The 12,743-nt window shown below is 38.8% G+C and carries 13 protein-coding genes and 2 pseudogenes; 11 read left to right on the plus strand and 4 right to left on the minus strand.

Annotation, left to right across the window (positions count from 1 at the left end; genetic code table 11):
• Positions 1-109: pseudogene (locus EWV84_RS16210) on the plus strand (IS30 family transposase); the annotation flags it as partial.
• Positions 110-130: 21 nt separating this feature from the next.
• The gene (locus EWV84_RS16215) at positions 131-1,108 is read left to right on the plus strand and encodes an alpha/beta fold hydrolase (protein WP_287078832.1); all 978 of its coding nucleotides are present in this window, start codon (positions 131-133) and stop codon (positions 1,106-1,108) included.
• Positions 1,109-1,470: 362 nt separating this feature from the next.
• Here EWV84_RS16215 and EWV84_RS16220 read toward each other — a convergent pair whose 3' ends face one another.
• Positions 1,471-2,115 carry a hypothetical protein gene (locus EWV84_RS16220; protein WP_287078833.1) on the minus strand — a complete coding sequence of 215 codons (645 nt, stop codon included), beginning with the start codon at positions 2,113-2,115 and terminating at the stop codon, positions 1,471-1,473.
• Positions 2,116-2,217: 102 nt separating this feature from the next.
• Here EWV84_RS16220 and mnmA point away from each other — a divergent pair, with 102 nt between their 5' ends.
• The gene (gene mnmA / locus EWV84_RS16225; RefSeq protein ID WP_287078834.1) at positions 2,218-3,276 is read left to right on the plus strand and encodes a tRNA 2-thiouridine(34) synthase MnmA; all 1,059 of its coding nucleotides are present in this window, start codon (positions 2,218-2,220) and stop codon (positions 3,274-3,276) included.
• 89 nt (positions 3,277-3,365) lie between these two features.
• Here the strand turns inward: mnmA and EWV84_RS16230 are convergent.
• Positions 3,366-3,473: pseudogene (locus tag EWV84_RS16230) on the minus strand (phycobilisome rod-core linker polypeptide); the annotation flags it as partial.
• Positions 3,474-3,518: 45 nt separating this feature from the next.
• Here EWV84_RS16230 and EWV84_RS16235 point away from each other — a divergent pair.
• Together EWV84_RS16235 and EWV84_RS16240 are read left to right on the plus strand one after the other, a co-directional pair.
• Positions 3,519-4,508 carry a serine/threonine-protein kinase gene (locus EWV84_RS16235; protein ID WP_287078835.1) on the plus strand — a complete coding sequence of 330 codons (990 nt, stop codon included), beginning with the start codon at positions 3,519-3,521 and terminating at the stop codon, positions 4,506-4,508.
• A gap of 46 nt (positions 4,509-4,554) precedes the next feature.
• The gene (locus EWV84_RS16240; RefSeq protein ID WP_287078836.1) at positions 4,555-5,172 is read left to right on the plus strand and encodes a COP23 domain-containing protein; all 618 of its coding nucleotides are present in this window, start codon (positions 4,555-4,557) and stop codon (positions 5,170-5,172) included.
• Between the two features lie 2 nt (positions 5,173-5,174).
• Here the strand turns inward: EWV84_RS16240 and EWV84_RS16245 are convergent, their stop codons facing one another.
• Entirely contained in the window at positions 5,175-5,342 is a 168-nt protein-coding gene (locus EWV84_RS16245) for a hypothetical protein (protein ID WP_287078837.1), read from the minus strand.
• A 297-nt stretch (positions 5,343-5,639) separates the two neighbouring features.
• Here EWV84_RS16245 and EWV84_RS16250 point away from each other — a divergent pair, with 297 nt between their 5' ends.
• The 6 genes from EWV84_RS16250 to EWV84_RS16275 all read left to right on the plus strand — a co-directional run bounded on the left by EWV84_RS16250 (position 5,640) and on the right by EWV84_RS16275 (position 11,453).
• A complete protein-coding gene (locus tag EWV84_RS16250; protein ID WP_287078838.1) occupies positions 5,640-7,151 on the plus strand; it encodes a tetratricopeptide repeat protein in 1,512 nt (503 codons plus the stop codon).
• A 191-nt stretch (positions 7,152-7,342) separates the two neighbouring features.
• Positions 7,343-7,735 (plus strand): GUN4 domain-containing protein, encoded by a 393-nt coding sequence (locus EWV84_RS16255; protein WP_287078839.1) that lies wholly within the window; start codon positions 7,343-7,345, stop codon positions 7,733-7,735.
• 101 nt (positions 7,736-7,836) lie between these two features.
• Positions 7,837-8,193, plus strand: coding sequence for a type II toxin-antitoxin system RelE/ParE family toxin (locus tag EWV84_RS16260; RefSeq protein ID WP_287078840.1), 357 nt, complete (start codon positions 7,837-7,839; stop codon positions 8,191-8,193).
• Positions 8,194-8,217: 24 nt separating this feature from the next.
• On the plus strand, positions 8,218-8,547 hold the full coding sequence (locus tag EWV84_RS16265) for a helix-turn-helix domain-containing protein (protein ID WP_286826712.1): 330 nt from the start codon (positions 8,218-8,220) through the stop codon (positions 8,545-8,547).
• 82 nt (positions 8,548-8,629) lie between these two features.
• A complete protein-coding gene (locus EWV84_RS16270; RefSeq protein WP_002771197.1) occupies positions 8,630-8,839 on the plus strand; it encodes a hypothetical protein in 210 nt (69 codons plus the stop codon).
• A 139-nt stretch (positions 8,840-8,978) separates the two neighbouring features.
• Positions 8,979-11,453: a CHAT domain-containing protein gene (locus EWV84_RS16275; protein ID WP_287078841.1), complete on the plus strand. Its 2,475-nt coding sequence runs from the start codon at positions 8,979-8,981 to the stop codon at positions 11,451-11,453.
• A 198-nt stretch (positions 11,454-11,651) separates the two neighbouring features.
• On the opposite strand, the gene EWV84_RS16280 is transcribed toward EWV84_RS16275, so the two are convergent.
• A complete protein-coding gene (locus EWV84_RS16280; RefSeq protein ID WP_287078842.1) occupies positions 11,652-12,404 on the minus strand; it encodes a phycobilisome rod-core linker polypeptide in 753 nt (250 codons plus the stop codon).
• Positions 12,405-12,743: the final 339 nt, after the last annotated feature.

A 12,743-nucleotide genomic window follows, 5' to 3' on the forward strand; every position in this document is an offset into this window, starting at 1 on the left:
AAAAGCTGTAGAATTAATTAATCATCGTCCTCGAAAATGTCTTGACTATCGAACCCCTTTTGAGGTATTCTATGAATTATCATCAGACATTGATGCACTTCATTTTTGAATTGGCGCAAGAGGTCTAGTTATGTCTTTATCAATTCGAGTAATTCTCCTAGTAGCGACGACAGTTTATCAGACGTTATCTGTTTGGTTAGAAGAACAAAAAGCACCGCCAGGTAATTTGATTAATCTGGGTAAATATCGCCTACATTTTTGTCTAGCGGGAGAGGCTAGTCCCACTATTATTATTGACCATAGTTTAGGGGGAATTGAGGGATACTTTTTGCTAGAAGAATTGTCACAATTGGCTAGGGTTTGTATTTATGATCGAGCGGGTTATGGTTGGAGCGATTCTAGTCCATATCCGCGAACTAGCTACCAAATTGTTCAGGAATTAGATAAATTACTAACCCAAGCACAAATAGAACCGCCTTATATTTTAGTTGGTGATTCTTTTGGCAGTTATAATGTTCGACTATATGCCCATCTGTTCCCAGAAAAAGTAGTAGGTTTGGTACTCACCGATGGTTTACACGAGCAGGGAATGCTGAAAATGTCGCCAGCATTAAAGGCATTAAAATTATTTTTCATCTCTGGATTTTGGATGTCGATTATCGGCTCAATTTTAGGCATTATCCGAGTTCTGAAAGTTCTGGGAGTTTTTGAATTATTAAAACCAGAATTGCGTCGCTTTTCCCCAGATTCTCGTTATCGAGTTAAGCGTTCTTTCTGTCGCGCTAAACACTGGATGACGATGAGTAGAGAAATGCTTAATCTCGACCAAAGCGCTCGTCAGGTGAGTGAGGCTAACAATTTCGGTAATTTACCGATAGTTAGTATTAAAGCTAATTCTTTTTTTAAACCCTCCTTTTGGACTCGCTTTATTCCCCTCAAAAGTGCCAATCGACTCCGGGAGGAGATGCACCTAGAATTAGGCAAGTTATCCGAAGATTTTATGGAAATACAAGCGGATAAAAGTGGTCATTTTGTCTGGATGGATCAACCGGATGTGATGCTCGATGCGGTCAAAATTTTGCTTGACAAAATTAACTCTGTGTGCTAAGTAATAGGACAAAATTAACTTCTTGGTTAGGATTAGACGAGAGGCAAGAGATTCGATCGAGATTAGCCAAAATCCTAGAGACTTATTGCCTAATTAACTTTTGAGAGTTCAAAAATGAGAAAAATAGGCATGAAGCTATCGTTCATTCTTAATTCTCCTGACTTCTGAATCCTAACCCTAACAACAATTTTTGATTTTCACAAGAGGTCTATTAAGTAGGGCAGGCCAAATAAATCTAAAAACCTTGTTGGATAATATCTTTAGACTTTTTTGATATCAAAAAGTGTCAGCCATTGGAGTGAACGGGGGGAATAAAACCCCTACACCCTACACCCTACACCAACAGACTTTTTCAGCAAACCCTAATTATTGAGCGTAATAATCTGAGCGCTAAAACCCTGTTTAGTTAACTCTTGTACCCGTTGTTTAGCTTGATATTGTTGCTGAAATAACCCCACTTGAATAACATTTTCTCCCGCGCGGATAAATGCGAGGGGTTCAATTTCTTGAATTTTTGCCAACGTTTCTGTACTATTACTCTGAACTTCAACGCGAAAGAGTTGATTAGTAGCAATAACCCGCTGCTGTGGTGGGGGAGAAGGGGGTTTATTGGCGCGATTTTGCGGTGTGGGGGCCGGTGGATTGACAGTTTGACGATTACTATTATTAATCACCGTAGCATCGGCAGGAAGCACGGTAGCGGGAGCTTGAAAAACGTATTCTCTCAGGGGTTGATTACCGGAAACCGGGGCAGCCACCGGGGGGTTAACTGAAGGAGAATTAACCGGGGGCAAATTTAAGGGTGGACATTGGGAACAATTAACAGCACTGGGACTGTCTGAACGTTTAGTTGGTTGTCTCACTGCCGGTGGTGGGGGCAAACGACGACCGGGATAAAGATTCTGGGCAAAAGATAAGTTTGCTTTTAGCAGCAGCGTTCCTTGAGCGATTATCCCGACTTTTAACCAAAATAAAGCCGAGAAAAACAGTAGGTTTGTTCTCATCATGCTGGTTTGTCCTCACACAAAATTTGGGTACACCATGTCCAAATTTTAAAGTAGGAGATGCTAGTCTAGAAAGTATATTGGTTAAAAATCATTACAAGATTTATGGGAAAAGTTGTTGTCGGTCTATCGGGGGGAGTAGATAGCTCTGTCGCCGCTGCCGTCTTACACGCTCAAGGTTATGATGTTATTGGCTTGACCCTGTGGTTAATGAAGGGTAAAGGTCAATGCTGCTCCGAGGGAATGGTAGATGCGGCATTTATTTGTGAGCAGTTGGGTGTTCCCCATCATATCGTCGATAGTCGCGAGCTTTTCCAAAAAGAAATTATTGATTATCTGGTTTCCGGTTACGAAGCGGGAATCACACCGCTGCCCTGTTCTCAGTGCAATAAAGCGGTAAAATTTAGCCCGATGCTGCATTATGCCAGAGAAACCTTAGAAACGGACACTATTGCCACCGGTCACTACGCTAGAATTCGTTTTTCTCCTGAAAATAACCGTTATCAACTGCTGCGCGCCGTCGATAAAAATAAAGATCAATCCTATTTTCTCTATGATCTCACTCAAGATGTACTGCGTGGGACTTTATTTCCTTTGGGAGAACAAACCAAGGCAGAAACCCGCAGGATTGCCCAAGAATTCGGCTTAAAAACGGCAGATAAACCCGATAGTCAGGATTTATGCTTGATTGAAGCTCACGGAACTATGCGATCGTTCTTGGATAAGTATATCGCCGTTAGTGAGGGCGATATCGTTGATCTCGATGGCAAAGTTTTGGGTAAACATAGCGGTATCCATCATTATACGATCGGACAACGCAAAGGCATCGGCATCGCCGCCGCCGAACCCCTCTATGTGGTACAACTGGATCCCGTCATGAATCGGGTTATCGTCGGTAATCGCGAAAGTGCCGTTAGTACCGATTGTCTTGTCGGACGGATGAACTGGGTTTCTATTGCTGAACCCACCACCCCTATCCGCGCGCAAGTACAGGTACGTTATCGTTCTCCGGCTGTTCCCGTCAATGTTATTCCCCTAGAAAATAATCAAGTGAAACTGGTTTTTGATCAACCACAATTTAGCATCACCCCGGGCCAGGCAGCCGTAATTTATGAAGGGGAAATCGTCCTCGGTGGGGGGATTATTTCAGGAGCCACCCCATAGGGAGAGCCACCAATTCACAGAATAACCTGATTATGGTTCGGGGGTCATTCTGCCAATTAGGGACTCTCCCCGGTAGGTTTAGCTAAAAATTAACGACGGGGTACAGAAGCCTCGATGTTAATATTCATAGCGGAGACTCTTGGTACAGGATTGCCTTTGGCGCTACCGAGACCCCGGGCCATAGCCAAGAAGCTGGCGATCCTTGCTATAATAACCACTATTTATCAGCAGGTAAGATAAGGGTGAATTTATTAGTCCATCGTTATCAAATTGTGCGATCACTTGCTTCTGGTGGATTTGGTGAAACTTTTCTAGCTAAAGATACCCATTTACCAGATCATCCTTGGTGTGTTGTCAAGCAACTTAAACCCCAATCTGATCCCCAATCTTGGCAAATAGCAACGCGTTTATTTGATACAGAAGCAAGAAGTCTTTATCAATTAGGAAAACACGCTCAAATCCCCCAATTATTTGCCCATTTTTCTGAAAATAATCAATTTTATCTCGTTCAAGAATATATTGAGGGACATCCTTTAGGTGAGGAAATTATACTAGGGAAACAATGGGAAGAAATAGCAGTAATTGAATTTTTAGAAGATGTATTATCAACTTTAGCTTTTGTACATCAGCATAACGTTATTCATCGGGATATTAAACCTGATAACTTAATTAGACGCAAACTAGATAATAAAATTATTTTAATTGATTTTGGTGCGGTAAAACAGATTATTAATTTAAGTAATACTCAAAACCAACCTAAGACAATTGGAATAGGAACACCAGGATATATGTCAAATGAACAAAATCTAGGAAAACCTACCTTTAGCAGTGATATTTATTCTGTGGGAATGATTGCTATTCAGATGTTAACGGGATATTATCCTACCCAATTAGTTGATAATCAAACAGGAGAAATACATTGGCAAAATAACGTCAAAATAACACCTAAATTTACTGATATTTTAGTTAAAATGAGTCATCCAGATTTTCAACAACGCTACCCCTCAGCTAAAGAAGCTTTACAAGCAATTCAAGGTTTACAGGGAGTCTCCCCTACCATGGTGCCAACAGTTTCTATGTCTCATTCTTCATCTATACGAAATAAAGAGGGTAAAATTGCCGTTATTCCCCTAATTTTAATGTTACTTTTAGGAGGAGTAATTGGTATTGGGTTGAACACTTTATCTGAGAGACAACAAAACAACGAGAGACAACATCAACCTGCTTTTTAAGCTATAAAGGTAATAGGAATAAGTTTAACAGGAGTAAGTAAGATTTATGAAGCGTCAGACTTCGGGAATAGCAGTTTCACTTTTGTTTGGTTTGCTAATGCTGACATCAGGATGTAAAGGAGATTCTAATGCAGCAACAAAACCTAATTTTTACTGTGGAAATGCTCAATATTTAGGTAAAAATGCCCCAGCTACTATTGTATATAATCCAAGCACAAACAAAGATTTTACTATAATTATTTGGAAACCAGATAATTATTATTTTGGTAATCAATGGAATCCTCAAAAGCGCTGTGATCAAGTTTCTAGACGATTCCAAGATATTTATGATCGGGATGGATTACAGTATATCACGGCTACGGTAGCAAGTTGGATTAGCGATCGAGAAGTTTCCGTTGTCTGTGGAGTAAAATCCAAAAGTGCTACTTGTAATCAAGATGATTTACTCTTTACTTTGGAAACTAAGGATGAGCCTTATGCAGTACTAGATGATCTTATGGAAATTCGTCAAGCACCTGATAACAATAGACCCTTAACTAGAGGAGTAAATGATTCTAAAAATTCTAGCAAAAAGCAGCAAGTTTTTTATGATTTATCTGAGATTTTGAAAGTAGAAAAATCCCCAACACAGCAATCTAAGCCAAACAACGGGGGAGCGTTTTAGACTCAAAATATACCTTTGTTTACGGGATTAGGAGTGTTTTGGGTTTTGCTTCTCCATTTTTCTGCTAGAATTGTCTCATAATCGCTCATTTCTCTGAGTTTATTTTCTCCTTGCTGAACGATTTTTAAGATTTCTGCTAATTCCTGTTCAGTCAACGGTTTTGAAGTCATCGTTAATTCTCCAATCGGATTCTAATTCCATTGACTACTATTTTAGCTTCTAAAACTCGACCTAACTGCTCTGAGAAATCCTCCTCTGCTTCTTGAATATCTTCATAAGATAACTCATCCTCCCTGTAATATACTGGACAGTTGCTTGCATCCGCCGTCTAGTGTTGTCAGCAAATAATAAATAATTGTTAAGTATAGCAAATATTGCAATAGATATGATATTATCGAGAAATAATTTCATCCTTTCCCTAATCAGTTCAATCCCATTATTATCCTCCAATGCTTATCTGAATTGCCATGAAACCGCAATTATTGAAACTTTGCCTAATTTTATCCCTATTTCCCCTAATTTTCTCCCTCGTATCCTGTCAAAACCAGCAACCTCAAGATCGTGGAATTACTATTACCACAAATCAGTCACAAAGTCAACAAAAACAACGACGCACAGCCTTAGTTATTGGAAATGCGAGTTATCAGGATAATCCTCTCAAAAACTCGATTAATGATGCAGAAGCGATGGCGAATGCGCTTAAAGATGTTGGTTTTGATGTTATTTTGCTGGAAAATGCTGATTTAAAGCAGATTGAAAATGCTATTGACACATTTCACCACCAACTTAAGGCAGGAGGAGTGGGATTATTTTATTATGCGGGACATGGTATACAAGTGGATGGGGAAAATTATCTTATTCCGGTAAATGCGAAGCTGGATGTGGCAGAAGATGTGCGCTATGAGGCGATTCCGGTAGGAAAAGTCTTAGCTAGGATGGAAGATGCGGCAAATCAGATGAATATTGTCATTCTTGATGCTTGTCGCAATAATCCCTTTGCTCGAAAATGGCGCTCTAGTCAACGGGGTTTGGCTCCGATACAATCAGCTAGGGGTGCCTTGATTGCTTTTGCGACGGAACCAGGAGGGGTTGCTGCTGATGGAGAGGGGGAAAATGGGTTATATACGTCTTTTTTATTAAAGCATCTGAAAACACCGAATTTAGATGTGGAGTTGATGTTTAAACGGGTACGGGAGGATCTTGTACAAGCTACTCAAAATAAGCAAGTTCCTTGGGAGTATTCCTCTTTGGTGGGGGATTTTTCTTTTAATCCTGTTACGGTAGCACAATCATCTCAACCTAATTCTACCACTGCTGAAACCTATTTTAAGCAAGGGGAAGACTACCGTAATAATAATCAATATGATAAAGCGCTCGCGGCATATACTAAAGCCATTGAAGTTAATCCTCAATATGCCGAAGCTTACAAGAATCGAGGAATTGTTTACCTTTATTTAAAAGAATATGATAAAGCAATGGCAGATAACAATAAAGCCATTGAAGTTAATCCTCAATATTCTAATGCTTACAATAATCGAGGGATTGTTTACCGTATTTTAAAAGAATATGATAAAGCAATGGCAGATTATAACAAAGCCATTGAAATTAATCCTCAATTGTTTCAAGCTTACCATAATCGAGGGAATGTTTACAGTGATTTAAAAGAATATGATAAAGCAATGGCAGATTATAATAAAACCATTGAAATTAATCCTCAAAATGCTGATGCTTACTTGGATCGAGGAGGGGTTTACCATAATTTAAAAGAATATGATAAAGCAATTGCAGAATATAACAAAGCCATTGAAATTAATCCTCAAGTTGCCAAAGCTTACTTGGCTCGAGGATTGGTTTACCATAATTTAAAAGAATATGATAAAGCCATTAAAGATTATAATAAAGCTCTGGAAATTGATCCTAAAGTTCCTTATGCTTCTAATAACAAAAAGTTAGCCGAGGAAGCAAAAAGAAATCAATAACCATCTGAAGGAGTATAACAATATAAAGCACTAACACAATTACATTAGCATCAAATCTGACTTCTTTTATATAGGGTTATAGCCATGAGTATTGATATATCCGATGAAATTCTCAGTGCAACACGCATGACTGAAGCTGAGATGAAGCAGGAAAGTGGGAACTAGCGGATGGAGAAACAGGTAGCGTCATCTTGTCCGCCGCCGGAAGGGAACGCGAAGGTTCGTTAGATTCAGATTCTATTGACAACTTCCCCTGTGAAGATTTGCGGACAATCAATCAACTCTGGCTATACTATAGTAACAGTAAATTTGGCTTCAGCGTCCAGAAAGAAATCTATGAGAGTCTTGGTGGTACTAGGGAGTATACTAAGATAGTATGGGAGGAGTTCGGTGATCGCGTCGGCTGGAGAAAAGGAGGAGATTGGTTTTCTTGGTCGTATAGTGATAGAATTAGAGACTATAATTCCGCTCCCAAAGGGCATCTTCCAGGTGGATATTTGTTAAGTGCTATAGGTGGTGTTGTGCATGACATTCTTGAGGACGGCATTCGTGTCTTCTCTCGTGCAAAAGCTTGTAGCCTGTAGAACACAACACAATATCATGTCTTTTGTCAAACTTAGTCTTGAGGATTTTTATAACAAATTTATGAGCTTTTTATTTGTATTTGTCACATTTTTTCAAAAAAATGGTAGATAAACAACTGAAAACTGTTATCTGGATTGGAGCATCAAAAAAGGAGCTATTAGAATTTCCTGAAGAGGTTGTTGATGAAGTTGGCTACATTCTTTATCGTGTTCAGAATAATCAAAATCATCCTAATGTCAAAAGCTTAAAGGGGTTTAATGGTGTTTTTGAAATAGTCAGCGATTATCAAACCGATACCTATAGAACAGTTTATGCTCTTAAACTAAACAATGTTATTTTTATTCTCCATGCCTTTAAGAAAAAATCAAAATCAGGGATTAAAACACCAAAACAAAATATTGATCTAATCAAAGAACGCCTGAAAAAAGCACAGGAGATTGCCAAAGAGCAACAATAAATACCAAAAAGGGGATAAATGATTATGACAGAATATACTATTAGTTCAGGAAACATTTTTGAAGACTTAGGCTTGGCTAATGCTGAAGAAAAACTCGCTAAAGTCAAGCTGGCTTCAGTGATTTATGATCTGATTACTGAAAAAGGATTAAACCAGCAGGAGGTCAGTCAAATTTTGGGAATTGACGAGGCTAAAATTTCTAACTTAAAAAATGGCAGATTGCAAAAATTTTCTCTTGAGCAGATGTTTAGCTTTCTAGTAGCATTAGGTCAGAATATAGAAATCTTAGTCACTCCCCAAGCCGTAGCAAACTCTAGTGTAAGTATCCAGGTCATGTATCGAAATAAATCCTAATCTAAGTGCGATCGCCAATCTCGTAAGGTGTGTTAATATTAGTGTAACGCACCAGCCAACTTTCAAGAAAGGACTAACCGTAATGTCATCAATTATTACCGAAGAAAAAACCAAAGAAATCCTAACCGAGATCCTCATTGAAATGATGCAAAACAAACGGGAACTATTTTATGAAATTGTTATCGAAGCTCTAGAAGATATTGGTTTAGCTAATGCTATTACGGAAGGATTAAATGGTGAATTTGTTCCAGAAGAAGAAGTTTTTGCTATTCTCAATGGAGAAGCTGAATGAAAATTCAATTTGTAGCCAAATTCTCCAAAGACTTAAGAAAATATAGCATAGGTGCCTTACCTATGACAAGCTAAAATTTTATCTGAGTCATTATCTAAATTATCTATTACACGATTTGGTTAATTTTCTAGAGGTAATCATGAAACTATCTCAATTAGCGACTACTGTAATTATTGCTCTAACTTCAAGTCTCTTTAATCCTTTTCATTATGGCAATTTCAATCCTTTAGGTATTGCCTCAGTTTTAGCAGAGGATGTTTATGTTAATCAACCACAACGTCCTAGAACTCTTTTTAATTCAATGAGTTTATCTGATGCAGCAGATCTACTAAATTTTATTGGAGGTTTAGTTCATCAAACCGGACCAGTAATTGATTTTGATTATACATTTCCTGGTTCAGAAGCGGACAAAAAAGCTATTATTGAGGATTTAGAAAAAATTGAAAACTTATTAGAAAAAGATGGAGATCAACCTAGATTTCCCTTTGCACCAAAATTAGGTAGATGGAATCAGATGTGGAGTTCGATATGTTCAGTCTATGTTGAGCTTAAAGAATGGGATAAGGCCATTAGTGCTTGTCATCATTACTTAAATGATGCAGCACCTTTCGAGTTGACTCCTCCTGATATTTCTCAAAATCGTAATATTGTAGGAGCTTTAATGGCTCTTGGTGATGTTTATGTTGGTGCGGGAAAATACGAAGATGCTATTAATTATCTTAAACAAGGTTTAAAGTTAACTGAACGAGGAGAATCATTAAAAGATGGACATGGAGTAGGTGATTATTACTTATTCTTACAGAGAATAGCAAGAATATATTTTAAATTAGGCAACTATTCAGAATCAGTTAACTACTATCGACAAGAATTAGATGAAGTCTTAAAAAATGAAAATAGGTATATCTTTCAAGATGGTGATCAATCGGGTTATTTCTCGATTATAAGTGCGATTAAGCAAGATATGGCATTTGCTTTGCTTAATCAAGTAAATTTAGAGGAAACTGAAAAAGCATTTATGGAATCAATGAACAATGATGAAAAAGCTTGGCAAATAGAAATTGAACGCACAATAAAGTTTAAGGGACAGTATAGTGGATTTTCATCCCATGGAGAAGTATTTGGCGTTTCTATATATCCTTATGGTTTACAAGAATTAAAAGTCAAGCAAGGTAAATATAATGAAGCTCTGGAGTTTGCAGAAAGAGGAAGAAGCCGCATTCTTTCTTATTTAATGTCTGAGCAACTTCATACATCTATAACTATTCCAGAAATTCAGCAACTTGCTAGAGACAAAAATGCGACAATTGTTAAATATTCTTGGCTTCAAAAGCCTGTTTTAAATACTTCAAGGGGTTATGCTTATGAAGTAGATTATTCTCCTAAACTCTATATCTGGGTAATTCAACCTAGTGGCCAAATTAATTTTTCTCAAGTTGATCTTTCTCAACCATCAATTAACCCTCAACAAACTCAAGTAAATTCATTGGCAAGAGGAATTAGTCTCAATTCTAATTCTTCTATTAATTCTAAATTGTTGATTACTCTGGGAGTTTTACTTATAGGCATTTCCTTGAGCTATTTCTTATTACGTCATCGTAAACCCTTAATGATTGTAGGAATTGTAGCTAGTGGGTTAACATCTTCTTTCTTATTTTTTCAACAAAATCAAACCCCTTCCTTGAATATTGACGGTAAAGGTTTAGTCCAACTCACTAAACAAACTTTTGCAACTGTCAGAAGTAATAATCGAGATACCCTATCTAATGCTGTGACAGCAAAAACCTGTCAAGATCAAAACCAATGCTTAGACAGATTATCTCAGATTCTTATTGCTCCTATTGCCAAGTTTTTACCTAAAAATCCAGAAGAATCCGTTATTTTTATCCCTGATGGAGAACTCTTTAGAGTTCCTTTTGCTGCTTTAAAAACTGCTGATGGAAAATATCTCATAGAAAAGCATCCAATCCAGATTTCTCCCTCTATTCAAACCCTACAACTAATTGATCAAGAATCTAGTAAAAATACCCTAAATCTTACCTCAAATGCTCTAATTGTTGGAAATCCTACCATGCCTAAAATGGAAAATGGTCAACAACTTCCTGCTTTACCCGGAACAGAAAAAGAAGCAGAAGCCATTTCTCAAATGTTAGGAACTCAACCCCTAATTGGTGAACAAGCGAATATACAAAATGTCACCGGACAAATGCCTAATGCTGATATTATTCACTTAGCAACTCATGGTAATGATCAAGCTATCGCTCTAGCCCCTGCTAACGGACAATCTGGCTTTTTGAGTGGAGAAATTTATGGGATGCACTTACGCGCTAATTTAGTTGTTTTAAGTGCTTGTGATACAGGATTAGGAGATATTACCAGTGATGGAGTTGTAGGTATAGCAAGACCTTTTATGGCAGCAGGAGTCAAAAGTGTAGTTGTTTCTTTATGGTCTGTTCCCGATGCAGCAACTTCTGGTTTAATGATCGAATTTTACAACAATCTTAAAACTAAACCCAATAAAGCCCAAGCTTTACAACAAGCAATGTTAACTATTATGAAACAACACCCTGAACCCGTTAACTGGGCTGGATTTATATTAGTTGGAGAAGCAGAGTAAGCGATTACTGGAAGGTGTCCTAGAAGATCAATACTTAATATCCTTGTTCCAAGGGTCTGCCTTGGAATACGATCTCGCTGGGGGGATTATTTCAGGAGCCACCCCATAGGGAGAGCCACCAATTCACAGAATAACCTGATTATGGTTCGGGGGTCATTCTGCCAATTAGGGACTCTCCCCGGCAGGTTGAGCTAAAAATTAACGACGGGGTACAGAAGCCTCGATGTTAATATTCATAGCAGAGACTCTTGGTACAGGATTGCCTTTGGCGCTACCGAGACCCCGGGCCATAGCCAAGAAGCTGGAAGGATCGCCAGCTTTGGGTTTTTGCTCTTGGGGAACATAGCGACGGACAGCATTCTGCCAAACGATTTGGGGGAAGCCCAAAATACCACGATAGTAGCCATCGTAGCGAGGCGAGGTGATGTTGAATGGACGCTCACCGATTTCGCGGCTGGCCAGGGTGCGACGACGTTGGTAGGGAACGGTATCATAACCAAAGCTTTGCAGATACTCGTCACTGTTGAGCAGTTGTTCGACAAAACCTTGAATACCTTTGGTGGCAACGACAATCGACCAAGCAATTTTTTCTCTTTCGCTATAGACATCGCGACCGAGAACTCTTTGTACTACCTGTTCGACAAAGCGATAGTTGCTGTTTTTCTCGTAGAAACTGTTATAGAAGGTTTTCGATAACAGTAGGCCACGAATGAAATCCCGCACCGATAATTGTCCATTGCGTAATTGGGATTCGAGGAAAGGTTCCCGATCCCATTTAAAGGCATGGAAGAAAATCTGACGGTAAGCGGCTTCGATTAAATCGTCCAGGTCGGTAGGGGAGAGGACATTTTCCGTCGTGTAAACTCTCGGTTTTTCGTCTCCACCGACATCATAACCAGCTACCCGCACGTTTTGGGACTTGGGGGCGTAATTTAAAAGAGGAATGGCCAAGGGTAAACCTCCGTATCCTTAGAAATGCTTAAAAAACTTTCCTCATAATGATAAGGGAGTAAGTGCCAACTAGAAAAGAAATATTAAAAATTCTTACAATTGTTAAGAAAACTTGTTTACCATCCGGGGTGTTGGGGGTTGGGGTTTTAGGGGGTTGGGGTTTTAGGGTGTTGGGGGTTGGGGTTTTAGGGTGTTGGGGGTTGGGGGTTGGGGTATTAGTTGAATTTCCCCATTTCCCCATTTCCCCATTTCCCCATTTCCCCATTTCCCCATTTCCCCATTTCCCCATTTCCCCATTTCCCCATTTCCCCATTTCCCCATTCCCCCATTCCCCCATTT

Origin of the sequence: Microcystis sp. M_QC_C_20170808_M3Col (genome assembly GCF_007095505.1) — a bacterium.
Taxonomy (GTDB): Bacteria; Cyanobacteriota; Cyanobacteriia; order Cyanobacteriales; family Microcystaceae; genus Microcystis.

Bases quoted from the DNA above. Each gene is read 5' to 3' on its own strand.
- EWV84_RS16265 (WP_286826712.1), top strand. From the start codon at position 8,218: ATGACAGAATATACTATTAGTTCAGGAAACATTTTTGAAGACTTAGGC.
- mnmA (WP_287078834.1), top strand. From the start codon at position 2,218: ATGGGAAAAGTTGTTGTCGGTCTATCGGGGGGAGTAGATAGCTCTGTC.
- EWV84_RS16270 (WP_002771197.1), top strand. From the start codon at position 8,630: ATGTCATCAATTATTACCGAAGAAAAAACCAAAGAAATCCTAACCGAG.
- EWV84_RS16250 (WP_287078838.1), top strand. From the start codon at position 5,640: ATGAAACCGCAATTATTGAAACTTTGCCTAATTTTATCCCTATTTCCC.
- EWV84_RS16240 (WP_287078836.1), top strand. From the start codon at position 4,555: ATGAAGCGTCAGACTTCGGGAATAGCAGTTTCACTTTTGTTTGGTTTG.
- EWV84_RS16245 (WP_287078837.1), bottom strand. From the start codon at position 5,342: ATGACTTCAAAACCGTTGACTGAACAGGAATTAGCAGAAATCTTAAAA.
- EWV84_RS16275 (WP_287078841.1), top strand. From the start codon at position 8,979: ATGAAACTATCTCAATTAGCGACTACTGTAATTATTGCTCTAACTTCA.
- EWV84_RS16260 (WP_287078840.1), top strand. From the start codon at position 7,837: ATGGTAGATAAACAACTGAAAACTGTTATCTGGATTGGAGCATCAAAA.
- EWV84_RS16215 (WP_287078832.1), top strand. From the start codon at position 131: ATGTCTTTATCAATTCGAGTAATTCTCCTAGTAGCGACGACAGTTTAT.
- EWV84_RS16220 (WP_287078833.1), bottom strand. From the start codon at position 2,115: ATGATGAGAACAAACCTACTGTTTTTCTCGGCTTTATTTTGGTTAAAA.